Source organism: Streptomyces sp. NPDC094032, from assembly GCF_040303965.1.
In the GTDB taxonomy this organism is placed as follows: domain Bacteria; phylum Actinomycetota; class Actinomycetes; order Streptomycetales; family Streptomycetaceae; genus Streptomyces.
Map to the genome: position 1 here is coordinate 105,358 of NZ_JBEOUE010000006.1, position 26,996 is coordinate 132,353.

The 26,996-nt window shown below is 73.5% G+C and carries 28 protein-coding genes; 14 read left to right on the plus strand and 14 right to left on the minus strand.

Going from position 1 to position 26,996, the window contains the following annotated elements:
* The first annotated feature begins 67 nt into the window (after nucleotides 1-67).
* Nucleotides 68-874, plus strand: coding sequence for an SAM-dependent methyltransferase (locus ABTZ54_RS11580; protein ID WP_351660225.1), 807 nt, complete (start codon nucleotides 68-70; stop codon nucleotides 872-874).
* A gap of 95 nt (nucleotides 875-969) precedes the next feature.
* Here the strand turns inward: ABTZ54_RS11580 and ABTZ54_RS11585 are convergent, their stop codons facing one another.
* A complete protein-coding gene (locus ABTZ54_RS11585) occupies nucleotides 970-2,880 on the minus strand; it encodes a M64 family metallopeptidase (RefSeq protein ID WP_351660227.1) in 1,911 nt (636 codons plus the stop codon).
* A gap of 58 nt (nucleotides 2,881-2,938) precedes the next feature.
* The gene (locus ABTZ54_RS11590) at nucleotides 2,939-4,282 is read right to left on the minus strand and encodes a 6-phospho-beta-glucosidase (protein ID WP_351660230.1); all 1,344 of its coding nucleotides are present in this window, start codon (nucleotides 4,280-4,282) and stop codon (nucleotides 2,939-2,941) included.
* A 135-nt stretch (nucleotides 4,283-4,417) separates the two neighbouring features.
* Between ABTZ54_RS11590 and ABTZ54_RS11595 the strand changes: the two genes are divergently transcribed.
* Nucleotides 4,418-4,861, plus strand: coding sequence for a YchJ family protein (locus tag ABTZ54_RS11595; RefSeq protein ID WP_351660233.1), 444 nt, complete (start codon nucleotides 4,418-4,420; stop codon nucleotides 4,859-4,861).
* A 33-nt stretch (nucleotides 4,862-4,894) separates the two neighbouring features.
* Here ABTZ54_RS11595 and ABTZ54_RS11600 read toward each other — a convergent pair whose 3' ends face one another.
* From ABTZ54_RS11600 to ABTZ54_RS11610, 3 genes are all read right to left on the minus strand, one after another.
* Nucleotides 4,895-6,985 (minus strand): MDR family MFS transporter, encoded by a 2,091-nt coding sequence (locus ABTZ54_RS11600; protein WP_351660236.1) that lies wholly within the window; start codon nucleotides 6,983-6,985, stop codon nucleotides 4,895-4,897.
* Between the two features lie 112 nt (nucleotides 6,986-7,097).
* Nucleotides 7,098-7,352 (minus strand): hypothetical protein, encoded by a 255-nt coding sequence (locus ABTZ54_RS11605; protein WP_351660851.1) that lies wholly within the window; start codon nucleotides 7,350-7,352, stop codon nucleotides 7,098-7,100.
* Nucleotides 7,353-7,634: 282 nt separating this feature from the next.
* A complete protein-coding gene (locus ABTZ54_RS11610) occupies nucleotides 7,635-8,693 on the minus strand; it encodes an ATP-dependent DNA ligase (RefSeq protein WP_351660239.1) in 1,059 nt (352 codons plus the stop codon).
* 66 nt (nucleotides 8,694-8,759) lie between these two features.
* Here ABTZ54_RS11610 and ligD point away from each other — a divergent pair, with 66 nt between their 5' ends.
* Nucleotides 8,760-9,818 carry a non-homologous end-joining DNA ligase gene (gene ligD, locus ABTZ54_RS11615; protein ID WP_351660242.1) on the plus strand — a complete coding sequence of 353 codons (1,059 nt, stop codon included), beginning with the start codon at nucleotides 8,760-8,762 and terminating at the stop codon, nucleotides 9,816-9,818.
* Nucleotides 9,819-9,833: 15 nt separating this feature from the next.
* Here the strand turns inward: ligD and ABTZ54_RS11620 are convergent, their stop codons facing one another.
* Nucleotides 9,834-10,619: an IclR family transcriptional regulator gene (locus tag ABTZ54_RS11620; protein ID WP_351660245.1), complete on the minus strand. Its 786-nt coding sequence runs from the start codon at nucleotides 10,617-10,619 to the stop codon at nucleotides 9,834-9,836.
* 659 nt (nucleotides 10,620-11,278) lie between these two features.
* On the opposite strand from ABTZ54_RS11620, the gene ABTZ54_RS11625 reads away from it, so the two are divergent.
* From ABTZ54_RS11625 to ABTZ54_RS11655, 7 genes are read left to right on the plus strand one after another with little or no spacing between them, the layout of a single operon-like run.
* A complete protein-coding gene (locus tag ABTZ54_RS11625; RefSeq protein WP_351660248.1) occupies nucleotides 11,279-12,337 on the plus strand; it encodes an ABC transporter substrate-binding protein in 1,059 nt (352 codons plus the stop codon).
* A 56-nt stretch (nucleotides 12,338-12,393) separates the two neighbouring features.
* Nucleotides 12,394-13,389, plus strand: coding sequence for an NrtA/SsuA/CpmA family ABC transporter substrate-binding protein (locus tag ABTZ54_RS11630; RefSeq protein ID WP_351660251.1), 996 nt, complete (start codon nucleotides 12,394-12,396; stop codon nucleotides 13,387-13,389).
* Entirely contained in the window at nucleotides 13,386-14,228 is an 843-nt protein-coding gene (locus tag ABTZ54_RS11635) for an ABC transporter permease (RefSeq protein ID WP_351660254.1), read from the plus strand. Before ABTZ54_RS11630 ends, ABTZ54_RS11635 begins: the two co-directional genes overlap by 4 nt.
* Nucleotides 14,225-14,992, plus strand: a complete 768-nt coding sequence (locus ABTZ54_RS11640; RefSeq protein WP_351660257.1) for an ABC transporter ATP-binding protein — start codon at nucleotides 14,225-14,227, stop codon at nucleotides 14,990-14,992. The genes ABTZ54_RS11635 and ABTZ54_RS11640 overlap by 4 nt, the downstream gene beginning before the upstream one ends.
* Nucleotides 14,989-15,861 carry an ABC transporter substrate-binding protein gene (locus tag ABTZ54_RS11645; RefSeq protein WP_351660260.1) on the plus strand — a complete coding sequence of 291 codons (873 nt, stop codon included), beginning with the start codon at nucleotides 14,989-14,991 and terminating at the stop codon, nucleotides 15,859-15,861. Before ABTZ54_RS11640 ends, ABTZ54_RS11645 begins: the two co-directional genes overlap by 4 nt.
* A complete protein-coding gene (locus ABTZ54_RS11650) occupies nucleotides 15,858-16,943 on the plus strand; it encodes an LLM class flavin-dependent oxidoreductase (protein WP_351660263.1) in 1,086 nt (361 codons plus the stop codon). The genes ABTZ54_RS11645 and ABTZ54_RS11650 overlap by 4 nt, the downstream gene beginning before the upstream one ends.
* 45 nt (nucleotides 16,944-16,988) lie before the next feature.
* Complete coding sequence (locus tag ABTZ54_RS11655) at nucleotides 16,989-17,255, plus strand: WhiB family transcriptional regulator (protein WP_502997232.1); 267 nt, start codon at nucleotides 16,989-16,991, stop codon at nucleotides 17,253-17,255.
* A 27-nt stretch (nucleotides 17,256-17,282) separates the two neighbouring features.
* Here the strand turns inward: ABTZ54_RS11655 and ABTZ54_RS11660 are convergent, their stop codons facing one another.
* The 3 genes from ABTZ54_RS11660 to ABTZ54_RS11670 form a co-directional block, all read right to left on the minus strand.
* Nucleotides 17,283-18,257, minus strand: coding sequence for an acyl-ACP desaturase (locus ABTZ54_RS11660; RefSeq protein WP_351660266.1), 975 nt, complete (start codon nucleotides 18,255-18,257; stop codon nucleotides 17,283-17,285).
* A 206-nt stretch (nucleotides 18,258-18,463) separates the two neighbouring features.
* A complete protein-coding gene (locus ABTZ54_RS11665; RefSeq protein ID WP_351660269.1) occupies nucleotides 18,464-18,682 on the minus strand; it encodes a hypothetical protein in 219 nt (72 codons plus the stop codon).
* 13 nt (nucleotides 18,683-18,695) lie between these two features.
* Nucleotides 18,696-19,547, minus strand: coding sequence for a helix-turn-helix domain-containing protein (locus ABTZ54_RS11670; protein WP_351660272.1), 852 nt, complete (start codon nucleotides 19,545-19,547; stop codon nucleotides 18,696-18,698).
* Between the two features lie 200 nt (nucleotides 19,548-19,747).
* On the opposite strand from ABTZ54_RS11670, the gene ABTZ54_RS11675 reads away from it, so the two are divergent.
* A complete protein-coding gene (locus ABTZ54_RS11675; RefSeq protein WP_351660274.1) occupies nucleotides 19,748-20,209 on the plus strand; it encodes an ATP-binding protein in 462 nt (153 codons plus the stop codon).
* Here the strand turns inward: ABTZ54_RS11675 and ABTZ54_RS11680 are convergent.
* The 3 genes from ABTZ54_RS11680 to ABTZ54_RS11690 all read right to left on the minus strand — a co-directional run bounded on the left by ABTZ54_RS11680 (nucleotide 20,195) and on the right by ABTZ54_RS11690 (nucleotide 23,084).
* The gene (locus ABTZ54_RS11680) at nucleotides 20,195-21,838 is read right to left on the minus strand and encodes an ABC-F family ATP-binding cassette domain-containing protein (protein WP_351660277.1); all 1,644 of its coding nucleotides are present in this window, start codon (nucleotides 21,836-21,838) and stop codon (nucleotides 20,195-20,197) included. The genes ABTZ54_RS11675 and ABTZ54_RS11680 overlap by 15 nt on opposite strands.
* Nucleotides 21,839-22,077: 239 nt before the next feature.
* On the minus strand, nucleotides 22,078-22,494 hold the full coding sequence (gene ssgD, locus ABTZ54_RS11685; RefSeq protein WP_351660279.1) for a spore wall synthesis regulator SsgD: 417 nt from the start codon (nucleotides 22,492-22,494) through the stop codon (nucleotides 22,078-22,080).
* 128 nt (nucleotides 22,495-22,622) lie between these two features.
* Complete coding sequence (locus tag ABTZ54_RS11690) at nucleotides 22,623-23,084, minus strand: (4Fe-4S)-binding protein (protein WP_351660282.1); 462 nt, start codon at nucleotides 23,082-23,084, stop codon at nucleotides 22,623-22,625.
* A gap of 101 nt (nucleotides 23,085-23,185) precedes the next feature.
* Between ABTZ54_RS11690 and ABTZ54_RS11695 the strand changes: the two genes are divergently transcribed.
* Complete coding sequence (locus ABTZ54_RS11695) at nucleotides 23,186-24,247, plus strand: WD40/YVTN/BNR-like repeat-containing protein (RefSeq protein WP_351660285.1); 1,062 nt, start codon at nucleotides 23,186-23,188, stop codon at nucleotides 24,245-24,247.
* Here ABTZ54_RS11695 and ABTZ54_RS11700 read toward each other — a convergent pair.
* Nucleotides 24,244-24,543, minus strand: coding sequence for a YciI family protein (locus tag ABTZ54_RS11700; protein ID WP_351660287.1), 300 nt, complete (start codon nucleotides 24,541-24,543; stop codon nucleotides 24,244-24,246). The genes ABTZ54_RS11695 and ABTZ54_RS11700 overlap by 4 nt on opposite strands.
* 53 nt (nucleotides 24,544-24,596) lie before the next feature.
* Here ABTZ54_RS11700 and ABTZ54_RS11705 point away from each other — a divergent pair, with 53 nt between their 5' ends.
* Nucleotides 24,597-25,292 (plus strand): endonuclease V, encoded by a 696-nt coding sequence (locus tag ABTZ54_RS11705; RefSeq protein WP_351660289.1) that lies wholly within the window; start codon nucleotides 24,597-24,599, stop codon nucleotides 25,290-25,292.
* 82 nt (nucleotides 25,293-25,374) lie between these two features.
* The gene (locus ABTZ54_RS11710) at nucleotides 25,375-25,764 is read left to right on the plus strand and encodes a VOC family protein (protein ID WP_351660292.1); all 390 of its coding nucleotides are present in this window, start codon (nucleotides 25,375-25,377) and stop codon (nucleotides 25,762-25,764) included.
* A gap of 30 nt (nucleotides 25,765-25,794) precedes the next feature.
* On the opposite strand, the gene ABTZ54_RS11715 is transcribed toward ABTZ54_RS11710, so the two are convergent.
* Complete coding sequence (locus ABTZ54_RS11715) at nucleotides 25,795-26,982, minus strand: saccharopine dehydrogenase family protein (protein WP_351660295.1); 1,188 nt, start codon at nucleotides 26,980-26,982, stop codon at nucleotides 25,795-25,797.
* Nucleotides 26,983-26,996 lie beyond the last annotated feature (14 nt).

A 26,996-nucleotide genomic window follows, 5' to 3' on the forward strand; every position in this document is an offset into this window, starting at 1 on the left:
CGTCCCACCCCGCACGTCGCGTAACTCTTGCAGTGAGCACCACCGTTGGACCCGCCGAGGAGACCCGATGACCCAGGACCCCGGATCCGTCAGGATCGACACCAGCAAGCCGCACCCCGCGCGGATGTACGACTGGTTCCTGGGCGGCAAGGACAACTACCCGGTCGACGAGGAGATGGCCCGCCAGCTCCTCACCGTCGACGCCCGGGGCCGGGACATGGCCCGCGTCAACCGGGCCTTCATGCACCGCGCCATCCGCTGGCTCAGCGCCCATGGCGTACGCCAGTACCTGGACGTCGGCACCGGGATCCCGACCGAGCCCAACCTGCACCAGATCGCGCAGGGGGCCGCGCCGGAGTCCCGGATCGTCTACTGCGACAACGACCCCATCGTGCTCGCCCACGCGGCCGCGCTGCTGCGCTCGACCCCCGAAGGGGCCACCGAGTACATCCAGGCGGACGCCCGCGACCCCGAGCTGATCCTCGAAAGGGCCGGAAAGGTCCTTGACTTCGACCAGCCCATCGCCCTGTCGATGCTCGCCCTGCTGCACTTCGTCGGCGACGAGGACGGCGCGTACGAGCTGGTCGGCAAGATCGTCGAGAAGCTGGCCCCGGGCAGCTACCTCGTCCTCTCGCACGTCACCGGGGACTTCGACCCCGAGGGCGCCGCGAAGGCCGCCGCCATGTACAAGGCGCGCGGACTGACCCTGCGGCCGCGCTCCCGCGACGAGCTGGCCGCCTTCTTCGACGGCCTCGACCTGGTCGAGCCGGGCGTCTCGCTCACCGCCGAGTGGCACCCGGAGCTGGGCGAGCCCGTCCAGGTCCAGGGCGACGACCCCATCCCGGGCTGGGCCGCCGTCGGCCGCAAGCGCTGACCGGGGACCCGTAAGGGGACCCGTAACCCGTACGACGTACGAAGGCCCGCCGGCGCGGAAGCACCGGCGGGCCCTCGGCGTGCGCCCCGTGCGCCCTACCGCTTCACCAGCGTCACCAGGAAGCTGCGCGCCGGGCCGACGTTCCCCGCCGCGTCGATCGTGCGGTACTCCACCGTGTGCGTGCCGTAGTCCGGCGTGGCGTCGTCCCACGGCACCGCGCGGCTGCGGCCCAGCTTGCCGTAGACGAGGTCGTCGATCACCGTGCCCGAGGGCGAGAAGCGGAACGGCGCCGAGGCGTCCGTCGGCCAGCCGTAGTACGTGTACCACCCGTCGCCGTCCACCCGGAACTGGCTCACCACGGCCCCGTCCCGGTCGTCCCGCGCGGTCAGCCGCATGGTGAACGCGTCGTCGTAGACGTACTCGACGGGCCGGCCCGGCCGCTCCACGGTACGCAGCGGCGCCGACAGCTCGTACGCGGCGGAGGCGGCGACCGCGTCGACCGTCCAGGTCAGCTCCTCGGCCGTGCCCGGGATCCGGGCCGTCACCGTGTGCGTACCGGGGGACAGGCGCAGCGCGCCCAGGTCCAGATCACGGTCGTTGCCCGGGTTCGGGACCGTCCGGCCGTCGACGGTCCAGCGCACGGCGGGGATCCGGCGCGCCGGGTGGGTGGTGTCCGCGTACACGACGGACCGCGCGCCCACCGGGGTGCCGGTCGCCGTGTGCCCGGTGAAGGCCGCCCGCGTGCCGTCCTTCGGCGTGCTCAGCGCCGGGTCCACGGTCCAGCTCACCGTCCGGGTCAGCGCGGCCGAGGCGCGCACCGCGGGATCCCGGACGAACGGGGTCGGATCGGTGACCGTCGCGGTCAGCGCGTACGTACGCCCGGGGGCCAGGTCCAGGCCGCGCAGGTCCACCGCGCGGGCCCCGCCGGTCCGCAGCGGCCGGCCGTCGAGCCGCCACTCGACGGCCAGCTCACCGCCGACCGGGTGCAGCGTGTCCACCCACAGCGTGCGGTCGGCCCCGACCGGCGCCGCGTCCGGGGTGTGGTCCTGGACCAGGTCGACCTTCGCGGAGATCGCCCGCACCATCACCTCGCGCTCCACCTGGTCGAAGGCGTAGCCGAGGGTCTTCATCATCGAGTGACGGCTGGGCCGCCAGACACCCTTGGTGCTGTAGAGCCCGCCCTCGTGGCGGCCGATGACCCCGCCCGACTCGCTCTCCTCGCCCAGCCAGCGCCACCACTTGGCCCGCTGGTCCCGCATCTGCCGCTCCGTCAGGAGGGTGTGGTGCAGGGAGGACGGCTCGCCGTCGGTGTACGTGCCGCCCGGCACCCCGCGCCCGTAGTAGTCGTACTCGTCCTGGAGCCCGCCCAGCGAATGCCCGATCTCGTGCGGGGTGATGAGCGCCGACAGCGCGTTCCCGCCGGACGCGGTGGCGTAACTCCCGCCCGCACCGCCGTAGGTGGAGCTGTTGGCCAGCGCCACGATCTGCCGGTTGGACCGGCTCGTCCCCGGGACGAGATCGGCGAGCCCGGCCGCCTTCGCGCTGTCCACGGTGAGCAGCCGCTGCACGCTGCCGGGGTTGCAGCCGCCCCAGAAGCCCATGTCGAGCACCGTGTCACGGGCGGGCGCGTCGAGCCCCGGGTCGCAGTCCACGCCCGAGTCCTTCGACGGCGCCTCCACCGCCCACACGTTGATGTACGAGCGGTACGAGGCGAACGGCTCGACGCTCCACAGCGTGCTCAGGTGCCTCTCCAGGTCCGCCCGGAACTTCGGCAGCTCGGCGGCCGTGTACCCGTCGCCCATGACCACCAGGTTGAACCGCTTGTCGGCGGGCCCGGTGGACTGGACCGGCACGACCGTCGCCCCGCCGGCCGGGGCCGCCTCGGCCGCCGCCGGACTGCCGCCGCCGGCCACGGACCCGGTGCCCACCAGGCCCGCGGCCAGCAGACAGCCCGCGGTGAGCCGGGCCACTCCTCTTCGAACACCCCTGCGTCGCTGTGAAGTCATGGGGCGCGAGCCTAGGCCGCGCCCCCGACCGCGTAAAGATGTTCGTCGGCCGTCCGCCTCAATGACGCAGATACGCAAGCCCCGCGTGCTCGGCCGTGTAGCCCTCGACCAGACGCCGGGCCACCGTCACCGAGTCGACCAGCGGATGCAGCGCGAAGGCCTTCACCGCCGTCGCCCGGTCCCCGCTCTCCGCCGCCGCGAGCACCTCCCGCTCGACCGCCTTGACCGCCGTCACCAGTCCCACCGCGTGGTACGGCAGCGGCTCCACGGACACCGGATGGGCGCCGGCCGCGTCGACGAAGCAGGGCACCTCGATCACCGCGTCCGCGTCCAGGACCGACAGGGTGTGCCGGTTGCGCACGTTGAGGATCAGCGTGGCCCGCTCGTTACGGGCGATGGCCCGCATCAGCGCGAGCGCCACCTTCTCGTAGCCGCCCGACTCCAGGTCCTCCTCGTCCCGATCGCCGACCCCGGCCGCCTCCCGGTTGTGCGCCATGTAGGTCGCCTCGCGCTCGGCGAGGGTGCGGTGCCAGGCGGACAGGGCGGGCGCGTCCGGCCGGCCCATCTCGTCGTAGAAGCCCGACTGCTGGTCCAGGAGATAGGCGCCCCGGGTCCGCTCGGCCTCCCGGTAGGCGCGGACCGCCTCCCGGTTGAAGTAGTAGTAGTGCAGATACTCGTTGGGCACCGCGCCCAGCGACCGCAGCCACTCGGTCCCGAAGAGCTTGCCCTCCTCGAACGAGCCGAGCAGCTCGTCGTCCTCGAACAGGCGCGGCAGCAGATCCTCCCCGCCGACCCGCAACCCCCGCAGCCAGCCCAGGTGGTTGAGCCCCACGTAGTCGATCCAGGCCTCGCCCGGATTCGCCCCGAGCACCCGCGCCACCCGGCGGCCCAGGCCCACGGGGGAGTCGCAGATGCCGATCACCCGGTCGCCGAGGATCCGCGACATCGCCTCGGTGACCATGCCGGCCGGGTTGGTGAAGTTGATGACCCAGGCGTCCGGGGCGAGTTCGGCGACCCGGCGCGCGATGTGCGTCACCACCGGCAGCGTCCGCAGCCCGTACGCGATGCCGCCGGCGCCCACCGTCTCCTGGCCGAGCACACCCTCGGCCAGCGCGATCCGCTCGTCGGCGGCCCGGCCCGCGAGCCCGCCCACCCGGATCGCCGAGAAGACGAAGTCCGCTCCGCGCAGCGCCTCGTCGAGCTCCGTCGTCGCGGTCACCACCGGCGCGTCCGGCACGCCCTCGCCCTGCTCGGCGAGGACCCGCGCGATGGCCGACAGGCGCCCGGCGTCCAGGTCGTACAGGGTCACCTGGGTGACCCGGCCCTCGGCGTGGTCGCCGAGCAGGGCGCCGTACACGAGCGGCACCCGGAATCCGCCGCCTCCGAGAATCGTCAGTTTCATGCGCGTACGCTACTCGGGCCGGTCTCCCGGCAGCGGGATCCGGCTCCGCCTGTCCGTTTCCGTGACCAGCAGGTGGACGCCCCCCCCCACGACCGGGTGCGCTCCCGGGTCCGTCGCGCGCGAGACAATGAGCGCATGTCCCGACGCAACGCCCGCACCGCCAAGCCCGCCGGCCCCCGCCGCCCCGCCCTCACCCCGGACGCCCCCTGCCCCTGCGGCCTCGACGCCTCCTACGGCGCGTGCTGCGGCCGCTTCCACGCCGGACCGGCCACCGCGCCCACCGCCGAACTGCTCATGCGCTCCCGCTACAGCGCCTTCGTCGCCCGCGACGAGCCGTATCTGCTGCGCACCTGGGCGCCGCGCACCCGGCCCGCGGACGTCGACTTCGACCCGGCGCTGCGCTGGACCGGCCTGGACATCGAGGAGACCGGCGACGGCACCGCCTTCCACCAGCACGGCACCGTCACCTTCCGGGCCCGCTACAGCCAGGGCGGAGAGGCCGGCGAGCTCCACGAACGGAGCCGCTTCGAGCGGTACGAGGGGGCGTGGGTGTACGTGGACGGGGACTTCCTCGACTGACCGGGCCTCGCTTCTCGTCGGGGGAGCACCACGTCACCGCGCCGTGACGCCCGCCGGCTCCCGCTCCCGGCGCGGCAGCCCCTGCGCCAGGTCCTCCGCGATCAGCTTCTTCGCGATGGCGTCCGTCGCGGCCCGCAGCTCCGGTCCGCTGGGGCGGCCGCGCTCCTGCTCGACCCGGTCGCTGAGCCAGTCGCCCCAGGCCCGGGTGATGACCTCCGCCTCCCGCTTCCCGGCGGAGGTGTGCGAGAGCAGGTTGCCGTCCCGGGTGAGGAAGCCCTCGTCGACCATGCGCTCGAAGACCGGCAGCAGCACCTCCGGCGGGACCCGGCGGCCCGCCGAGATCAGGCCGAGGCTCGCGTGTCCGACCAGCCGGGTGAAGAGCTCCACCTGCATGACCGCCCACGCGCCGGCCGTGTCGAGCCGGGTGTCGGAGCCGGTGACGACCCGCCGGGCGGTGTCGAGATCGGTCCTGCGGATGATCCGGCCCACGGACAGTTCGAGCAGCTTGGCCGAGTCGCCGGTACCGGTGGGGGAGGCGAAACCCTCGCCCATGTCGGGGGCCGAGGCACGGGCCGTGTCGCGCAGCGCCACCTGCTTGAGGAAGAGCGCCACGACGAATCCGGCCAGCGCCACCGGCACCGTCCACAGGAAGACGGTGTGCAGCGTGTCCGCGTACGCCCGCACGATCGGCTCCGCCACCCGCTCCGGCAGCCCGTGCACCCCCGCCGGGCTCTGCGAGGCCTTGGCGACGGCCGCCGGGTCGAGCCCGAGACTCGCAGCGAGCGCCGAGGCCTCGGCGGCGCCCTCGGTGAGGTTGGGCTTGAGGGAGTTGGTGTAGATGGTGCCGAAGACGGCGGTGCCGAAGCAGCTGCCCAGGGTACGGAAGAAGGTGACGCCCGAGGTGGCCGTGCCCAGGTCCGCGTAGTCGACGGTGTTCTGCACGGCGATGGTGAGCACCTGCATGCACAGGCCGATGCCGGTGCCGAGGACGAACATGTACAGCGACTCCAGCCAGGTGCCGGTGTCGGGGCCCATCCGGGACAGCAGGTACAGGCCCACGGCCATCACGAGGGAGCCCACGATGGGGAACGTCCGGTAGTGGCCGGTCTTGCTGACGACGTTGCCGCTGAAGATCGAGGCGATGAGCAGCCCGACCACCATCGGCAGGGTGCGGAAGCCCGAGACCGTCGCCGAGTCCCCGTCGACGTACTGGAGGTAGGTCGGCAGGAAGGTCATCGCGCCGAGCATCGCGAAGCCCACGATGAAGCTGAGGATCGAGCAGACGGTGAAGACCGGATTGCGGAAGAGCCGCATGGGCAGCATGGGTTCGGCCGCGCGGGTCTCCACCCAGCAGAACAGGCCGAGGGCGAGCAGACCTCCGGCGAAGAGGCCGATGATGACGCCCGAGCTCCACGCGTACTCGTTCCCGCCCCAGCTGGTGGCCAGGATCAGGGCGCTGGATCCGGCGGCGACGAGCGCGATGCCCGCGTAGTCGATGACCGGGCGGCTCACGGAGCGCACGGAGGGGATGGTGCGGGCGGCGGCGATGACGACCAGGATCGCGATCGGGACGTTGACGTAGAACGCCCAGCGCCAGCTGAGGTGGTCGGTGAACAGGCCGCCGAGGAGCGGCCCGACGACCGTCGACACGCCGAACACCGCGCCGATGGCGCCCTGGTACTTGCCGCGCTCGCGCAACGGGATCACATCGGCGATCAGCGCCATCGAGGTGACCATGAGCCCGCCGGCGCCGATGCCCTGGAGGCCGCGCCAGACGATCAGCAGCGTCATGTTGGTGGCGAGGCCGCACAGGAACGAGCCCGTGATGAAGACGATCGCCGAGATCTGGAAGATCACCTTGCGGCCGAAGAGATCGCCGAACTTGCCGACAAGCACGGTCGCGACGGTCTCGGCGAGGAGGTACGCGGTGACCACCCACGACATGTGGGCGGCACCGCCGAGATCCGACACGATCGTCGGCAGCGCGGTGCCCACGATCGTCTGGTCCAGGGCGGCCAGGAGCACGCCGAGCATGATCGTGCCGAAGACGATGTTGCGGCGACGGCGGTCGAGCACGGGCGGCTCGACGGCCTGGGGCACGGGGGCGGCTTCGCTGGTGGTCACCCTCGCAGCCTCACACCGGCGGCCGCGTCCCGCATGTGGAGTACGCCCGAACCGGTGCGGCAGCGGGGCCGCGTCCCGAATGGCCGAGCGGCGCGGGCCGTCCTGCCGGGGCTCAGTGACCCGGGCGCACCGGCAGCTGCGGATGGTGCCTGGCGAGCACCTTGTTGGCCCGGGCCAGCGCCGCCAGCGCGTGCTCGCGGTCGGCCCGGTCCTCCGCGCACAGCGGCCCCCGGAAGCGGTAGACCTCGCGCGCCGCGCAGTCGGCGTCGATCTCGGCCTGCAGCACGTGCAGCGGCAGACACGACCCGATCAGCGCGGCGACGCGGTCGGGGATCGGGACGGGTACGAGCGGCGCGGGCGTGGCGATCACGGTCAGTCCTTGTGGGTCTGTCGGGCGGGAGGGTTTCTCCCCTCCATACGTACCGGATCGCGGTAGCGGTTCGACGACGGGTCCGTCACCGCGCGGCAACACGCCCGCGCCGCTTTCGGCGAGCCGTACGGACCGGCCGGCCGGTCGGTCCCGCGTTCTCGCAGGTGCGCCCCGGTGCGCCCGCCGGATCGTCCACCAGTCCACCGAACGTGGGTCCGGGGGAGGGGAGTTGCCGCACCGCCGGGTGTGGGGCATCTCACCCGCGTCGGCGCCCGCGTCTCATCCCAGGATCGCGTTCAGGTCGTACGAGACCGGCTCCTCCAACTGCCCGTAGCCGCAGGACTCGGGGGTACGGTCCGGGCGCCAGCGCTTGAACTGCGCGGTGTGCCGGAAGCGGTCGCCCTCCATGTGGTCGTACCCGACCTCGCAGACCCGCTCCGGGCGCAGCGCCACCCAGGACAGGTCCTTCTTCCCCGACCAGCGGCTCGGCGCGCCCGGCAGCCGTGCCCCCTCGTGCGCCGACTCGTCCGACCACGCCGCCCACGGATGTCCGTCCGGCGGGTCCATGCGCAGCGGCTCCAGCTCCTCGACCAGCTCCGCGCGCCGCTTCGCGGTGAACGCCGCGCACACGCCCACGTGCTGGAGGGCGCCCCCGGCGTCGTACAGGCCCAGCAGCAGCGAGCCGACCACCGGGCCGCTCTTGTGGAAGCGGTATCCGGCCACCACCACGTCGGCCGTGCGCTCGTGCTTGATCTTGTACATCAGCCGGGCGTCCGGCCGGTACAGCAGATCGAGGGGTTTGGCGATCACGCCGTCCAGACCGGCGCCCTCGTACTGCTCGAACCAGCGCGCCGCGAGCTCCGGGTCCCGGGTGGCGGGGGCGAGGTGGACCGGGGCGGTGACACCGGCCAGGGCGTGTTCGAGGGCGGCCCGGCGCTCGGCGAGCGGGGTGTCGAGGTAGGAGTCGTCGCCGAGGGCGAGCAGGTCGAAGGCGATGAAACGGGACGGGGTCGCCTCCGCGAGCATCCGCACCCGCGAGTCGGCCGGATGGATGCGTTCACCGAGCCGGTCGAAGTCGAGCCTGCCGTCGTGCTCGACGACGATCTCCCCGTCCACCACGCAGCGCTGGGGGAGCCGGGCCAGCAGCGCCTCGACCAGTTCGGGGAAGTAGCGGGTCAGCGGCTTGCCCGTACGGCTGCCGATGAACAGCTCCGGGCCGTCGCGGTGCACGAGCGCGCGGAAGCCGTCCCACTTGGCCTCGTACTGCATGCCCGGCGGGATCTTCTTGACGGCCTTCGCCAGCATCGGTTTCACGGGCGGCATCACCGGCAGGTCCATGCGGCGAGTCTAGAGAGGATTGATGCCGATATGCGCGCTTTGGGCGCCCGGCCTAGGCTGACCGCCATGGCAGGCAAGGCGGACGCGGTCGAGATCGAGGTCGGCGACCGGACGGTACGGGTGTCCCATCCGGACAAGGTGTACTTCCCCGAGCCCGGCTACACCAAGCTGGACATGGTCCGCTACTACCTCGCGGTCGGCGACGGCATCACCCGCGCCCTGCGGGACCGGCCCACCACGCTGGAGCGCTACCCCGACGGCGTGACGGGGGAGTCCTTCTTCCAGAAGCGGGCGCCGAAGTACCTCCCGGAGTGGATCCCGACGGCCCACATCACCTTCCCCAGCGGGCGCTCGGCCGACGAGATGTGCCCGACCGAGCCGGCCGCCGTGCTGTGGGCGGCCAATCTGGGGGCCGTGACCTTCCATCCCTGGCCGGTACGCAGGGAGGACACCGACCACCCGGACGAACTCCGCATCGACCTCGACCCCCAGCCCGGCACGGACTACGCCGACGCCGTCCGCGCGGCCCACGAGCTGCGGGCCGTCCTCGACGAGCACGGGCTGCGCGGCTGGCCGAAGACCTCCGGCGGGCGCGGACTGCACGTCTTCGTGCCGATCCTGCCGAACTGGACGTTCACGCAGGTCAGGCGGGCCGCCATCGCCTGCGGCCGGGAGCTGGAGCGGCGGATGCCGGACCAGGTCACGATCAAGTGGTGGAAGGAGGAGCGCGGGGAGCGGATCTTCGTGGACTACAACCAGACCGCCCGCGACCGCACCATCGCCTCCGCCTACTCCGTCCGGCCCCGCCCGCACGCCCCGGTCTCCGCGCCGCTGCGCTGGGAGGAGATCGACGACGCGGTGCCGCGCGACTTCGACATCCGCACGATGCCGCAGCGGTACGCCGAACTCGGCGACGTGCACGCGGACATGGACGCCGAACGCTTCGACCTGGAGCCGCTCCTGGAGCTGGCCCGCCGGGACGAGGCGGAACACGGCCTGGGCGACCTGCCCTATCCGCCGGAGTACCCGAAGATGCCGGGCGAACCGAAGCGGGTGCAGCCCAGCCGGGCGAAGAAGGAGAAGGAACCGGAGAAGGCGAAGGAGACGGAGGCAGAGCCGGAGTGAGCCCGAGGCTGGTGCCTACGCCTCCGGGACGTACCGCTCGCCCGGCGTGAGCAGCAGCACCTCCAGGGCGCGCGCGCAGGCCCGCGCCTGGGTCAGGAACCAGTCGAGCCGTTCGTCGCTGATCAACGACGGCGTGGCCCGCACCGCGAGCGCGAAGCGCGCGTGCCCGGACCGCTCAAGGACCGGCACCGCGACCGTCCGCACCCCGAGCGCCGACTCGCCGTCGTTGAGGGCGTAGCCCTGCTCCCGGACCCTGGCCAACTCGCCCGTGAGGACTCCGGGTTCGACGATGGTCCGGGACGTGAAGGCGTACAGCGGCGGCAGCGCCCGCGGCCCGCCCTCGCCCGCCCGCGGCCAGGCGAGCAGCACCTTCCCGAGCGCCGTGGAGTGCAGCGGCCGCCGCAGTCCCACCTTCGGCGTGACCGAACCGCCCGCCACGATCACCGCGTACGCGCCGCTGCGCAACGCCAGGTCCGCGGTGGCGCCGGTCCGGGTGGCCAGGTCGTTCAGCTCCGGCGCGGCCAGATGCAGCCCGCGCTGGTGGTACGAGAGCCTGCCCAGCTCGGTGACGGCCGGGCCGAGCCGATAGCGGGCCGTGCGGGCGTCCTGCTCAAGGAAGCCGGCCCCCATCAGCGTCCTGGCCAGCCGGTGCGCGGTCGACGTCGACAGGTCGAGCCGGCGCGCCAGGTCGGAGGCGCTGAGGTCGGGCCCGTTGTCGTGGAAGCAGTGCAGGACGTCCAGGGCCCGGCGCACCGCCTGGGCCCCGGCCGGTGCGCGGACCGGTCCGGCCTCGGTGGTCATCTGTGGATCGCTCCCCCTCGCCGCGTGTTCCCAACGGCTTCCCACGCTCCCACATGGCGGGGAGCCGAAGCAGCATCGGGACGAGGTCGGAAACATGCCGTTCATGTGCGATCCCACATGCTGGGAGACGAGTTGAAGACGCCCGAACGTCCATGGCAGGGTTCCGGCCAACGCCGCCGCGACGCACCGCGGCGGTCGACACGGACCAGCGGCGAAGGGAGCGTGGCCACCGTGACCGGCGTCCCGCCCACCCCCGCGGCCCTCACCCGCCGCCGCCACATCGATCTGGCCCGCGTCACCGCGACGGCCTGTCGCTGACCTCCCGCACCTGAGTCCGGGCTGTCGCGGCCGGACCGCCCGTGCGGCGCGGCCCACGGCCCCGGCCGGGCGCCGGCCCGGCCGCACCACCCACGAGCCGGGCCGCCCGTGGCCGACCACCCGCCCGATGCTGTTGCCGTGCGGACGGCCCGTACCGCTCGCCCGTACCGCTCGCCCGTACCGCTCGCCCGTACCGCTCGCCCGTACCGCTCGCCCGTACCGCTCGCCCGTACCGCTCGCCCGTGCGGACGGCCCACACGCACCACCCGTCCGGAGCGGCTCGTGAAGCCCGCGCCCGGAGACTCCGCCGTGCCCTCCCCCTCTCCCCTCCGGAAGACCCCATGACCTCTGCCCACGTGCCCGACACGCTCTGGTTCACCCGCTGCCCCGTGCCCACCGCCACCGGGATCGCCGCCGATCGCGGCTGGCTGGCCGCGGCCTTCGCCGCGGACGGTATCGCCGTGCGCTCCCTCCAGGACGCCGAACCCGGCGCCGACCGCGCCGCCCACTACACCCACGCCCTGCCGGGACTCTTCCGAGAGGGCGGCAACGTCCCCGCCCTGTGGGCCCGTTCGCGCGGCGAGCGCACCCGGCTGATCGGGCTCACCTGGATCGAGGAGCGCCAGACCGTCCTGGTCGCCCCGGGTTCGCCGGTGCGCTCGGCCGCCGATCTGCGCGGCCGTCGCCTCGCCCTGCCCCGGCACCCGATCGCCATCGACTTCTGGCGGGCGATGGCCCTGCGCGGCTTCGAAGGGGCGCTCGCCTCCGCCGGGTACGGCCTGACGGACGCCGTCCTCGTCGACGTGCCGGCCGAGGGCCACCGCGGCCAGTGGGCCGCCGAACTCGCCGCCCTGCGCCGGGGCGAGGTGGACGCGGTGTACGTGAAGGGCGCCCTGGCCGTGGAGGCCGCCCGGCGCGCCGGGGCCGAGGTGGCCGTCGAGCTGGACGAGCTCCCCGACCCGGCGCACCGGGTCAACAACGGCACCCCGCGGCCCCTCACCGTCCACCAGGAGCTCCTCGACCGCAGCCCCGAGCTGGTCGACCGCTTCCTCGCCGTCCTGCTCCGCGCCGCCGACTGGGCCGTGGGGGAGCCCGCCGAGGTGGCCCGCATCCTCGGCGCCGAGACCGGGGCCGGACCCGAGGGGGTCGCCGGGGCCTATCGCGACGGCACGCACCGCACCCTGCACCCCGATCTGTCCGCGCCCCGGCTCGACCTGCTCGCCCGGCAGGCGGCGGCCCTGACCGCGCACGGCTTCCTGGACGAGGCCGTGGACATACGGGAATGGGCCGACCCCGAGCCACTGCGCCGCGCCCGGCTCCTGGCCGCCGCCCCGGACGCCGTACCCGCCCCCACACCGGACGCCGCCCCCGCCCCCGTACCGGAACCGAGTCACCCATGACCCAGGTGATCCCCCCGCCCGCCGCCCGCCCTCCCGCGCCCCGAAGGACGTCCGTCATGCGCCCGCTCCGCTCCCTCGCCGCTCTCGCGGCCCTCGCCGTCCTGCCCGCCCTCGCAGCCTGCGGCGGTGGCTCCGCCGACGACGCGGCGGGGAAGGGCACCGTCGTCGTCCGCATCCCCGACCCCGGCAACTCCGGTGTCCTGGCCCGGGGGAAGAAGGACGGCAGCCTCGACAAGGCGCTGGCCGCGGTGCACGCCAAGGTCGTGTGGACCGGCAGCGCGGGGCCCTTCGCGCCGGCCGCCCAGGCCATGAACGCCGACCAGCTCGACATCGCCACCGGGTCCATCACCTCCGGCATCACCTCGCTCGCCCAGAGCCCCGGCTTCGCCTTCTTCACCGCGACCGACCCCGACCCCGTCGGCGAGGGCATCCTCGTCCGGGACGGCTCCGGCATCGACTCGGTCGCCGACCTCGTGGGGCGGAAGGTCGCCGTCAACAAGGGCGGCACCGGGGAGTACCTGCTGCTCAAGGCCCTCGCCAAGGCGGGCATCCCGGCCGGGAAGGTCGAGCGGGTCTACCTCAGGCCCGACCAGACCGCCGCCGTGCTCAACGCCGGGCAGGTCGACGCCTGGGCCGTCTGGTCCACCTACGCGGTCGCCGAGATCGGCGCCGGCAAGGCCCGCTTCGTCGCCGACGGCGCCGCGATCGGCTCCGACAACTACAGCCTCAACGCGGTCCGCAAGGGCTTCGCCGACGCCCACCCCGAGGTCGTCAAGGCGCTCTACGGCTACCTCCACGAGCGGAGCGCCGAGGAGCGCCGGGACCCGGCCGCCTATCTCAACGTCTTCACCGACGCGGGTCCGACCGCCGTCACCGGCCGGGCCCGCGAGGTCCAGATCGGCTTCACCGCCAAGGGCGGCACCGTCGATCCGATCGGGCCCGAGGACATCAGGCGCTTCGAGGAGGTCGCCCGGTTCTACGCCGAGCAGCAGGTCACCCCCGGCAAGGTCGACATCGCGGCCCACCTCCTCGACGTCGAGAAGCTCTCATGACGCCCGCCCCGGCGGCGCCGTCCCCGCTCGTCCGGCCGCGGCCTCCCGCGCGCCGCGCCCGCTCCCGTACGTACACCGTCGTCGTCCGCGCCCTCGGCCCGGTCGGGCTGCTCGTCCTGTGGTGGGCGGCCTCGGCGACCGGGGCGCTGACGCCCGACGTGCTCGCCTCACCCGCTCACGTACTCGACGCGGTGGGAGAGCTGTGGGGCAACGGGCAGTTGCCCGACGCGCTCGCGACCTCGCTCACCCGCTCCGGCCTCGGCCTGGTCCTCGGCGTCACGGCGGGTCTCGCCCTGGGGATCGTCACCGGTTTCACCCGGCTCGGCGACGAGCTCCTCGACTCCTCGCTCCAGACCCTGCGGACCATCCCCTTCCTCTCCCTCGTCCCCCTCTTCATGGTCTGGTTCGGCATCAACGAGACCGCGAAGATCCTGCTCATCGCGGTCGCCACTACCTTCCCGATGTACGTCTCCACCGCCGGAGGGGTACGCGACACCGACCGCCGGCTCGTCGAGGCGATGCGCGCCTTCGGGCTCGGCCGCTTCGCCATCGTGCGCCAGGTCGTCCTGCCCGGCGCGCTGCCCGCGATCCTCGCCGGGCTCCGGCTCTCGATGACCCTCAGCGTCATCGCGCTGATCGCCGCCGAGGAGATCAACGCCACCGAAGGGATCGGCTATCTGATGGCCCAGGCGCAGAGCTACGCCCGCACCGACGTCCTCGCCGTCTGCATCCTCGTCTACGGACTGCTCGGACTCACCGCCGACCTGGTCGTGCGCGGCCTGGAACGGGTCCTCATGCCCTGGCGCACGGCGGGCCCCGGCGGCGGGAGTGCCCGATGAGCGACGCCGTACGCGTACGGGGCCTGCGCCGGGTCTTCGGTGACCGTGCCGTCCTCGACGGCATCGAACTGGACATCAGGCGCGGCGAGTTCGTCGCCCTCCTCGGTGCGAGCGGCAGCGGGAAGACCACCCTGCTGCGCATCCTGGGCGCCCTCGACGGCGCCGACGGGGGAGAGGCGCTCGTCCCCGCGGCCCGCACGATCGTCTTCCAGGAGCCCCGGCTCATCCCCTCCAAGAAGGTCCTCGCCAACGTCACCATCGGTCTGCCCCGAGGCGCGCAGACCCGGGCCACCGGCCTGCGGGCGCTCGCCGAGGTCGGGCTCGAACGCCACGCGGACGCCTGGCCCGCCACCCTCTCCGGCGGTGAGGCCCAGCGCGCGGCACTCGCCCGCGCTCTCGTCCGCGAGCCCGAACTCCTGCTGCTCGACGAGCCGTTCGCCGCGCTCGACGCGCTGACCCGGCTGCGGATGCAGGACCTGGTCGGCGAGCTGTGCCGGATCCACCGGCCGGCCGTGCTGCTCGTCACCCATGACGTCGACGAGGCCATCCGGCTCGCCGACCGGGTGGCCGTGCTGCGCGAGGGCCGGCTCGTCACCGACGAGGCCGTCACCGTCGACCGGCCGCGCGACCCCGGCGACCCCGCCTTCGCCCGCCTGCGCCACCGCCTCCTCGCGGACCTCGGCGTCCACACCCCCGAACCGCCGGCGGCCGGCCCCGTCCGTACCGCCGTCCCGCCCTCTCTCGAAACGGAGCTCTCCGCATGACCGTCACCATAGGTGTCCACAGCAGCAACCCCACCCTCTTCCACCTCTCCCGCCTCGGCTACGCGGAGGAGGAGCTGGCCGCCCTCGGCGAGACCGTGGCCTGGCACCCGTACACCGACGGCGTCCGCACCGGCGCCCACCTCGCCGACGGCACCATCGACTTCGGCGGCACCGGCTCCACCCCGCCCGTCACCGCCCAGGCCGAGGGCCACGACATCGTCTACACCGCGCTCTCGGCGCCCCGGCCCGGCCACGGCGCCCTCCTGGTGACCGAGGACGGGCCCGTCCGTACCGTCGCCGACCTGAGGGGCGGCACCGTCCACCTCGCCGTCGGCTCCTGGCAGACCCACCTGGTGGCCAAGGCGCTGGACGACGCCGGACTCTCGTACGCCACCGACGTCACCGCCGTGCGCTCCGGCGACGACAGCGAGGAGCTGCTGCGCTCCGGCGCGATCACCGCTTGGGTCGCCCAGGGCGACCGGCTCGCCGCCGCCCGCCGCACCGGCGGGCTGCGCGTCCTGATCCCCACCGATGAGGTCATCTCCGACCGCTCCGTCTTCTTCACCCGCCGCGACCTGGCCGAACGGCGCCCGGAGCTCGTCGAGGCGCTCACCCGGGCGCTGCGCCGCGCCGACGCCTGGGTGGCGGCCCACCCGCGCGAGGCCGCCGAGGTCACCGCGGCCGAGCTCGGCGGTTCCGCCGAGGACTGGGAGACCGCGCTGCGCGCCCTGCCCTGGACGATCGAGGAGGTGTCGGAGGAGTTCCTCGCCGAGCAGCAGCGGGCCGCCGACATCTTCCACCGCACCGGATTCACCGGCCGGCCCGTCACGGTCGCCGACGCCCTGCCCCGAGAGGCCCGCCGCGCATGAGCACCCACCCCGCACCCGAGGTCCTCTGGTACATCATCCCGCGCGAGGGCGCCTACCCCTGGGAGCCGGCCGGCCGGCGCCCGGTCGACCTCGGCTACCTCCAGCACCTGGCCGCCTCGGTCGAGCGCCTCGGCTTCAGCGGCGCGCTCCTCGCCACCGACCTGCACGACGTGTGGCCGCTCGGCAGCGCGCTCGCGGCGGCCACCGGGCCGGGCTTCCGGCCGCTGCTCGCGGTCCACCCCGGACTGATCTCACCGACCCTGCTAGCCAAGATGGCGCTCACCTTCGACAACCTCTTCGGCGGCCGGCTGCGCTTCAACGTCGTCAACGGCTCGACCACGGCGCTCCAGGAGTACGGGCTGCACGTCGGGCACGACGAGCGGTACGAGCTGAGCGCCGAGTACTGGTCGATCGTGAAGCGGCTCACCGCGGGCGAGGTCTTCGACCACCGGGGGCGCTTCTACGACCTGAAGGGCGCCGGCTCCTCGCTGCGCGACCTGCGGCCGGTCCAGACGCCGCACGTCCCGCTCTGGTTCGGCGGCTCCTCCGCGCCGGGCATCGAGATGGCCGCCGAACACGTGGACGTCTACCTCACCTGGGGCGAGCCGCCGCACCTGCTGAAGGCGAAGCTGGACCATGTGAGGGCCCGCGCCGCCGCGTACGGCCGCACCCTCAGGATCGGCCTGCGGCTCCATCTCATCGTCCGCGACACGGAGGAGGAGGCGTGGGCGGCGGCCGACCGGCTCCTGGACGTCACCAGCGAGGCGACCTACGCGCGGCAGCTCGGCGAGCGGTCGGGCGAGGACGGGGTGGGCTGGCAGCGTCAGTTCCGGCAGCACGGCGGCCGGGTCCCGGCCCGCGCCCGCGAGCTGGAGACCCATCCCAACCTGTGGCCGGGGATGGGTCTGTTCCGCCCGGGGCCCGGCACCGCCCTGGTCGGGGCCACCGGCCAGATCGTCGAGCGGTTGCGCGAATACCAGGCACTCGGAGTGGATACCTTCATCCTGTCGGGCAATCCGCTCCTGGAAGAGGCCTACCGGGTCGCCGAAACGGTCCTGCCGGCGCTCGGCGCGCCGCGTTGATCGGACGTTGATGGCCCGTTTAGGCCGCCGCGCGAGTCTCTACCCATGCAGACCGACACGATGACCCTCGCCCCGCTGACCCTGGTGGCCCCGGACCTCTCCTGGCAGGAGGACGCGCTGTGCGCCCAGGCGGGACCGGAGTTCTTCTTCCCGGCGCCCGGCTCCTCGACCCGCGAGGCGAAGCAGCTGTGCGGGGCCTGCCCCGGCCGCGCGGCGTGCCTGGAGTACGCGCTGACGCACGACGAGCGCTTCGGGGTGTGGGGCGGGCTCTCGGAGAAGGAGCGGATCAACCTCAAGCGGCGCCAGGGCTGACCGCCCCGGCGCCCCTCGGGTGAGGGCTCAGCCCGCCGCCCGCGCGGCCATCCGCGCCTTGCGCGCCGCGAGCCGCTCGTCGAACTTGGACGCCTCGCTGTCCAGGCCGTTCATGTACAGGCCGAGCTCCTCCTGGGCCTTCAGCCCCTCCGGGCCGAGACCGTCGATCTGGAGGACCTTGAGGAAGCGGAGCACCGGCTGGAGCACGTCGTCGTGGTGGATGCGCAGGTTGTAGATCTCGCCGATCGCCATCTGGGCGGCGGCCCGCTCGAAGCCGGGCATGCCGTGGCCGGGCATCCGGAAGCCGACGACGACGTCCCGTACGGCCTGCATGGTGAGGTCGGGGGCGAGCTCGAAGGCCGCGCCCAGCAGGTTGCGGTAGAAGACCATGTGCAGGTTCTCGTCGAGCGCGATGCGGGCCAGCATCCGGTCGCAGACGGGGTCGCCCGACTGGTGGCCGGTGTTGCGGTGCGAGATGCGGGTGGCGAGCTCCTGGAAGGCCACGTACGCGATCGAGTGCAGCATCGAGTGCCGGTTGTCCGACTCGAAGCCCTCGCTCATGTGCGCCATGCGGAAGCGCTCCAGCTCGTCCGGGTCGACCGCCCGCGAGGCCAGCAGGTAGTCGCGCATCACGATGCCGTGGCGGCCCTCCTCCGCGGTCCAGCGGTGCACCCAGGTGCCCCAGGCGCCGTCGCGGCCGAAGAGGCTGGCGATCTCGTGGTGGTAGCTCGGGAGGTTGTCCTCGGTGAGCAGGTTGACCACGAGGGCGATCCGGCCGATGTCGGTGACCTTGGACTGCTCCTTGTCCCAGGCCTCGCCGTCCTCGAAGAAGGCCGGGAAGTTGCGGGCGTCCGACCACGGCACGTAGTCGTGCGGCATCCAGTCCTTGGTGACCTTCAGGTGCCGGTTGAGCTCCGTCTCCACGACCTCTTCCAAGGCGTACAGGAGCCGCGCGTCGGTCCACCCTGCGGAGCTGCCGAGGTGGGGAGAGGTGAGCGTCACGGGAACTCCTGGGGACGGAGAGAGGGCAAACGGAACTACCTACGGACACGTAGGTTACGAGACCGTAGGTTAAAGCCCTCATAAGGGGGTGGCCAAGCCCGTCCAGGAGATATCCGGTCACGCTCCGTCATCCGCGCGGTTCCGCGGGGCGGCGGGAGATCCAGGTCACGGGAGTCCGGGCCCGCCGAGGAGCCCGGAGCGGCTACTCAGAGCAGATGATCGGCGGCGCCGGCCTTCACGGCCGAGATGAGCGCCCGCAGCGCCTCGACCGAGTCGCTGACATACGCGTCGGGGGCGAGGGTGGAGCCGATGTACGCGCGGCCGGAGCCGTCGAGGCCGAAGCGGAAGCAGTTGGCGCCCTCGCTGCAGAAGGCCTCATTCCAGGCGATCTCCCGGGAGGCGGCGCGGTGGTCGGTGAGGTTCATGGTGGGGGGTCCTTCAGAGGTCCTGGGCTATGGCGCGGATGAAGTCGCGGGAGTCGGATACGGGCAGGGCGAGCCCGCTGAGCCGCTCCAACAGGCCACGGTAGCGCCGGAGTTGCATGTCGGTGTCGAGGAGTATGGAGCCGTGCGAGGAATCGAGCTGCACCGTGTCGAGCTGCGGAACCGGTGCGGACGCATAGGTGAACGACTGGCCCGCCCCGGGGAAACCCCCCGCCGTGAACGGGATCACCCGCACGGAGATCGTGTCCCGCTCCGAGCGCTCCAGGATGTACTCCAGCTGCGCCCTGGCGACCTTCGGGCCGCCGAACTGCATGCGCAGCGCGGCCTCGTGGATCACCGCCGCGTACAGCGTCGGCGGGTCCCGGTCCAGCACCTCCTGGCGATGCAGCCGCAGGTCCACCCGGGCCTCCAGGTCGGGCCCCGGCAACGGCGGGTCGGCGGTGTCGAAGACGGCCCGCGCGTGCTCCTCGGTCTGCAGCAGGCCGGGCAGGTGCGTCGTGACGGCGCTGTGCAACTCCGAGGCGTGGAACTCCAGTTCGGCGATGTCGATCAGAGCGGGCGGCAGCAGTCCCCGGTACTGCTCCCACCAGCCGCGGTCGCGCTCCTGCGCCATGGCGGCGAGCAGGTCGATCAGGGCGGTGTCCGGACAGCCGTAGTTGAAGGCGAGGGTGCGCACCCGCTCGGCGCTGATGCCGAACCGCCCCGACTCGACGTTGGGGATGCGGGTGCGGTCGACGCCCAGGAGGGCGGCGGCCTGCTGGGCCGACATGCCCGACTGTTCACGCAGTTTGCGCAGCTCGTGTCCGAGTCGCTGCTGGCGCGCGGTCGGGGTGCTCCTTGGCGGCACGCTCGTTCTCCCCCTTCGGCTCCGGGCTCGCGTCCCGGAGGGATTTTTTGCCCGGTTTGGCACAAGTGCGAGTGTCTACTGCCAAGTAGTAGCACTGTGCTCCGGTCGTACGCTACGGTCGGTAGTGCAAGTCTCACACGGGGCAATCGTGTTCGACGTGTGAGCACCCCCACACGCACAGGAAATGTGAGCAGAATCCGATGAAGGGCGCACTGCGTTGCCTCCCGTCCGCCGCCGCGGCCGGTCCCATACCTCCCGCCACGGAGAACCTCAGCTACTCGATGCTCCTGCCCGGGGGCGCCTACTGCGCCGGACTGGCCCGCGACGCCATCCGCACCCTGGTCAACCGCCACGGCCTCGGCGAACTCTCCGAGACCGCCGTCCTCGCCGCGTCCGAGCTCGTCTCCGCCGCGTACCGCTTCACCCCGGACCGCGAAATGGTCCTCCGGGTGCGCTGGCAGTTCGACGCGCTGCGGATCGTCCTCTACGACCAGCACCCGGCCCACCCCACACCGGCCGCCGCCGACGAATGCCGCGACCGCCGCAGCCGCAGCATGTGGCTGCTGACCGCGGCGGTCGACGAGCACGGCGGCGACTGGGGGCTCGCCCCCGTCCTCACACCGGGCGGCGGCACCAAGTCCTGGGCCTTACTGCACCGTTAGCAGCCCCTCCCGCACGGCCTCGGCCGTCGTGGGCCGCAGCTCCCCGTCGAGCCGCAGCCAGCGGGTGATCCCCAGCGACTCCAGGAACGGCACGTCGTGGCTCACCACGATCAGTGCCCCCTCGTACGCGTCGAGCGCGGCCGTCAGGCTCCGTACCGACGCCATGTCCAGATTGTTGGTCGGTTCGTCGAGCAGCAGCAGCTGTGGCGCCGGCTCGGCGAGCAGCAGCGCCGCCAGCGTCGCGCGGAACCGCTCGCCGCCGGACAGCGTTCCCACCGGCCGATCGGCCCGGGCGCCCCGGAAGAGGAACCGGGCCAGCCGCGCCCTGATCGCGTTGACCGTCGCACCGGGCGCCATCCGGGCCACGTTCTCCACCACGCTCAGACCGTCGTCCAGCACATCGAGCCGCTGCGGCAGGAACCTCAGCGGGACCCGCGCCACCGCCTCCCCCGCGACCGGATCGAGCTCGCCCGCGAGCGTCCGCAGCAGTGTCGTCTTCCCGGCCCCGTTCCGGCCGACCAGCGCCACCCGCTCAGGGCCCCGCAGCTCGAACTCCCCGGCGACCCGTGCCCCGTACCGCAGCTCCAGGTCGTGCAGCACGAGCACGTCCCGGCCCGGCGGAACCGTGGTGTACGGCAGCTCGATCCGGATCTCGTCGTCGTCGCGCACCGCCTCCACCGCCGCGTCGAGCCGCGAACGCGCCTCGGCCAGCCGGTCCGCGTGCAACTGCCGGTGCTTGCCCGCCGACACCTGGGCCTGCCCCTTGCGGGTGTTCGCCACGACCTTCGGCACCACCTTGTTCTCCGCGCTCTTCTGCGCATAGCGCTTGCGCCGCGCCAACTTGGCCTGGGCGTCGGACAGTTCACGCTTCTGGCGCTGTACGTCGGCCTCGGCGACCCGCACCATGCGCTCGGCCGCCTCCTGTTCGGCGGCGAGCGCGGCCCGGTAGTCGGACCAGGCGCCGCCGTACCAGGCGACCTCGCCGTCGCGCAGATCGGCGATCTGGTCCACCCGCTCCAGGAGCTCGCGGTCGTGGCTGACCACGACGAGCACTCCGGGCCAGGCGTCCACCGCCTCGTACAGCCTGCGGCGGGCGAACAGGTCCAGGTTGTTCGTCGGCTCGTCGAGCAGCAGCACGTCCGGCCGGGCGAGCAGCAGCGCGGCCAGCCGGAGCAGGACCGACTCGCCGCCCGAGACCTCGCCGATCGTGCGGTCCAGCCCGACGTGCCCGAGGCCGAGCCGGTCGAGCACGGCCCGGGCCCGCTCCTCGACGTCCCAGTCGTCGCCGACGGCCGTGTAGTACGCGGCGGACGTGTCGCCCGCCTCGATGGCGTGCAGCGCCGCCCGGGCGCGGTCGATGCCGAGGGCCTGGTCGACCCGCAGCCCGGTGTCCAGCACCAGGTCCTGTGGGAGGTACCCGACCCGGCCCGCGACATGGACGGTGCCGTCGGAGGCGGCGAGCTCGCCGGCGATCAGCTTGAGCAGGGTGGACTTCCCCGAACCGTTCAGACCGACCAGGCCGGTCCTGCCGGGGCCCACGGCGAGCCGGAAGTCGTCGAGGACCGGGGTCCCGTCGGGCCAGGAGAAGGAGAGGGACGTGCAGGTGACGAAGGTGGGGCGGGGCGCCATGAGAGCCTCCCGGTGGCAAGGGCGTGGACGAGGGCTACGCGGGAGACACCGGGGCGCGGGCGGGGAGGAGAGAGCGGAGCAGCGCTCGTACGCCGAGGTCGAGAACGGCACACGCGGCGGCGGGGCGGCACGCGCGGCACGGTGTCTCAAGACCTCAGACGAGCAACGGCCTTCTCCGATCGGGCGACGACAGGTTCAGGTCACCACGGTAGGAGCGGGCGGGGGAGACCGCCAGTGATTTACGGGCGCTCCTCCAGGAGCTGGGCGAGGTTCCCGTCCCAGTCGAGGTACTGGTGCTCACGCCCGCGCGGCACCAGGCGCTGGGAGGACTCCAGGAAGCGGCGCAGCTCGGACGTCCGGACGTGCACCATGGCGACGCCCTCGGGGGCGTGGAACTCCACCACCGTCCGGTCGTAGCCGTACGGGCGCAGCCGTACGTCCCCCAGCCCGGCGGGCCCCTCGACGCCCTGCGCGAGCAGCTCGCGCGCGAAGGCCCACGACACCTCGACGCCCTCCAGGGTGGCGCGCGGCGGGAAGGCCATGCGGACCGCGAAGGGGTCCTTCCGGTCGTAGCGGAGTGTGGCGGCGACCGTCTCCATCCGTGGGACGGTCGCGACCAGACGGGCCTGGACGGCCTGCTCGATGACGGTGGACAAGGCCAGCCTCCTGTTGCGCGGCTACGTTCTCCTGGTCTCCCTGACACAAGAAGAGACGAACCACGAGGCCGGATCGTGCACTGAGGGGGTACGTGAGCTGTGTCACCGCCGGGCCCTTCCCGGGGCGCCTACCGCTCCTCCGTCGCGTCGAAGGCCTCGAACCCGGCGTCCGCGCACGCACCGGAGTGGTCGCAGTACGGCTGGTTGCCGGAGGCGCCGCAGCCGCACAGCACCGCCCGTGTCTCGTGGCGCCCGCCCCGCTCGTCGCGGACGAGGAGGTCGCCCCGGACCAGGAGCCGGCCGTCCGGCATGCGCCGCACCGTGGTGGGGACGTCCCCGGCCTCCGCCGGGCCGTCGGCCGGGCGGTACTGGAGCGCCCCGGACGGGCAGCGGCGGACGACCTCGGCCACCAGCTCGGGGGCGGCCTGGCCGGGCCGCACCCAGGGGCGCTCGGCCAGGTCGAACACGCTCGGCAGACCCCGGACGCACTCGCCCGCGTGGAGACAGCGCCGCGGTTCGAAGGTGACGGTGATGCCCTCGCCGTCGTACTCCTTGATCCTCGGCTGTTCCTCGGCCGTGGGTTCGGTCATGGACCCAGCCTAGGAAGGGGTGGCGGGGCACGCACCCTGGACGGGATCTTCCGGGTGGGCTAGCTTCCGGCGCCATGACATCCATGGGGAAGAAGAGACGAATGACGGCCGTGGGACTGGCGGGGGCGGCCCTCGCCATGGCCCTGGGAGCCCCCGCGCAGGCGGCGCCCGGCCACGGGCCCGGCGGATGGCGGCTCACCGAGACCGGCACCGACGCCCGCTTCCGCGGCCTCGCCGGGGTCAGCGGGTCGGTCGCCTGGGCGGCCGGCTCCCGGGGCACGGTGCTGCGCACCACCGACGGGGGGACCAGCTGGCGAAACGTCTCTCCGCCGGGTGCGGGAGAGCTGGAGTTCCGCGATGTGGAGGCCTTCGACGCCCGCCGGGCCGTGGTCCTCGCGATCGGCGAGGGGGAGGCGTCCCGGGTGCTGCGCACCGAGGACGGCGGGGCGACCTGGACCGAGTCCTTCCGCAACACCGACCCGCGCGCCTTCTACGACTGCATGACCTTCTTCGACCACCGCAACGGCCTCGCGATGAGCGACCCGGTCGACGGGAAGTACCGCATCCTCTCGACCCGCGACGGCGGCCGGTCCTGGCGGGTCCTGCCCAGCGACGGCATGCCCGCCGCGCTGCCCGGCGAGGCCGGCTTCGCGGCCAGCGGCCAGTGCCTGGTCTCCTCGGGGCCCAAGGACGTGTGGCTCGCGACCGGCGGCGGGGCCACCGGCCGGGTCCTGCACTCCGCCGACCGGGGCCTGAACTGGACCGCCACGGACACCACGATCCCCGCGGGGGAGGGCGCCAAGGGCGTCTTCGGCCTCGCCTTCCGCGACCGCGCCCACGGCATCGCCGTCGGCGGCGACTACCGCAAGGACCAGCCCTCGCCGAGGGCCGCCGCCGTCACCGGCGACGCGGGCCGCACCTGGACGGCGTCCGCCACCGCGCCGCCCGCCTACCGCTCGGGCGTCGCCTGGCTCCCGCACACGAGGTCCGCCGCCCTGGCCGTCGGCCCCACCGGCACGGACCTCACCACGGACGGCGGCCGCACCTGGCGCACGGTCGACACCGGTTCGTACGACACCGTCGACTGCACGCCCGACGGCGCGTGCTGGGCCTCGGGCGAGAAGGGCCGCATCGCCCGCCTCACCCGTCACGGCCGGGACTAGGAGGGCAACTCCTCGCGGAACGGGGCGAGTCCCTCGACCGTCTTGGTCGCGTAGAACTCGGTGATCCGGTACGCGCAGACGCCTCCGACGCTGAACGGGTCGGCCGCCGCGATCTCCTCGATCTCCGCGCGGCCGACTCCGGCGGCCAGGATCACCCCGCCGTCGCGGGGGTTCTTCCGCCCGGAGGCGAGGAACACCCCGGCGGCGTACTGCGCGTCGAGCCACTCGATGTGCGCGTCGAGCAGCGCGTCGACCCGCTCGACGGGGGCGGTGTAGGAGAGTTCCAGTACGAACATGAGCGCCAGGCTACGCGTACGCCCCGCGCGGCCCGGCCGTAGGGTGCCGACTCATGACGATCATCGAGATTCCCGAGGGATGGCCCACCGGCGAGGCCGCGGCGCGGGCCGTGCAGGAGGAGCTGCGGGGCCGGCTCGTGACGGCCGAGGAGGGCCCCGAGGCCGGTACGGGGAACGTGACCGGCGTCGACGTCGCGTACGACGACGAGCGGGACCTGGTCGCCGCCGCCGCCGTCGTGCTCGACGGGCGGACGCTGGAGGTGGTGGAGGAGGCCACCGCCGTGGGGCGGGTGTCGTTCCCCTATGTGCCGGGGCTGCTCGCCTTCCGCGAGATCCCGACCGTGCTCGCCGCGCTCGCCCGGCTCACCGCCGACCCGGGGCTGCTCGTCTGCGACGGCTACGGCCTCGCCCACCCCCGTCGCTTCGGCCTCGCCAGCCACCTCGGGGTGGTCACAGGACGCCCCTCGATCGGGGTCGCCAAGAACCCCTTCACCTTCACGTACGAGCAACCCGGCACCGCCCGGGGCGCGTTCACCGACCTGATCGCCGAGGGCGAGACCGTCGGCCGCGCGCTGCGCACCCGCGCCGGGGTGAAGCCGGTCTTCGTCTCCGTCGGCCACCGGGTCTCACTGGAGCGCGCCTGCGCCCACACCCTCCACCTCACCCCGCGCTTCCGCCTGCCCGAGACCACCCGCCACGCCGACTCCCTGTGCCGCAGGGCCCTCGCGGAAGCGCTCGACGCGGAGTGAGCACGAGGACCCTGTGACTCCTGGGGCGCCTGAGTACGAGTACGGATACCGGGCCGGTGTCATGGGCGGCACAGTGTGGGGCATGACAAGCCCCGGTGCGCTCGGCACCCTGCAGTGCGTGGTCCTCGACTGTCCCGACGTCATGGAACTCGCCGAGTTCTACCAGGCGTTGCTCGGCGGCGAGATCAACCGCCCGGACCCCCAGTGGGCGGTCGGCGACGCCTGGGCCACGCTCCACGGCGCCTCCGGCGCGCCCGTGCTCGCCTTCCAGGGCGTGGCCGACCACCGGCCGCCGGTCTGGGGCTCGCCCGAGCAGCAGTTCCACCTCGACGTACGGGTCCAGGACCTGGACGCCGCCCACGAGGCGGTGCTCGCGCTCGGGGCCTGGCGGCTCGACTCCGGCGCGGGCGACCGGGCCTGGCGCATCTACGCCGACCCGGCCGGCCACCCGTTCTGCCTGGTCCGGCACTGACCCCCGGAGGCCACGGCGCCGTCCGGGCGGTCAGCCCGAGTGCGCCACCCGGAAGCGCAGCCCGGCCGCCCGCAGCCGCGCGAGCAGCGCGTCGCCCATCGCGACCGCCGTCGTGACCTGCCCGGAGGTCTTCGGCAGCGTGTCGTGGGCGAGACAGAGCGCCGACTCGGCGAGCATCTTCGCGGTCTCGTCGTACCCCGGGTCGCCGCCCGACACCTCGGTGAACACGCGCCGGCCGCCGCCCTCGCCGACGAAGCGCACGGAGAACCAGCTGCGGGCCCGCCGCTCGGCGTCCGGGCCCTGCCCCGGCTCGTAACGGTCCATCAGCCAGCCACGCACGAAGGGCAGTTGGGCCGCGAGCACGCCCGCGCCGACGACCGCCGAGCCGCCGACGGCCATCGGCAGGGTCCGCACCGAGGCGTAGTGGCGGTAGCGGAAGTCCGGCCCGTACCGCTCCAGGGCCGCCGCCGAGCGCGTCACCACCCGCGGGTCCAGGGTCGGCAGCGGCAGCGCCCAGGTGCCGGTCTCGCGGCTGAACCTGGGTCGGCCCAGCGGCGCGTGGGCCCGCCGGGTCACCAGCCGGGGCTCGTGAAGGCGTCGCTCGCGCGCGGCGTCCAGTATCTGCCGGCCCCGGCCGAACGCGGTGAGGGCCGAGGCGAAGGTGCCGCCCGAGAAGACCGCCCCGGCCCGCACGAACCCGTCGATCCGCAGCGGCACGCCCTCCGGCAGCTGGTGCACGGTGAACCAGACGCCCAGGTCGTGCGGGACGGAGTCGAAGCCGCACGCGTGCACGAGCCGGGCCCCGGTCTCGCGGGCGCGGGCGTCGTACCGTACGTACATCCGGTCGACGAACTCCGCCTCGCCGCTCAGGTCCACATAGTCGGTGCCGGCCTCCGCGCAGGCCGCCACCAGGCCCTCGCCGTACCAGACGTAGGGCCCGACGGTGCTCGCCACCACCCGGGCGGACCCGGCCAGTTCGCGCAGGGCGCGCGCGTCCTCGGAGTCGGCGACCAGCAGCGGCAGCTCCGCGCAGCGCGGCCACCGCGCGGCGAGCCGGTCGCGCAGGGCGGACAGCTTGGCGCGGCTGCGCCCGGCGAGCGCCCAGCGGCACCCCGCCGGGGCGTGTGCGGCGAGGTACTCCGCGGTGAGCTCGCCCGCGAACCCGGTCGCCCCGAAGAGCACCACGTCGTACGGCCGTCCGGCCGCCCCTGTCTCCATCCCGCCCAGCCTCT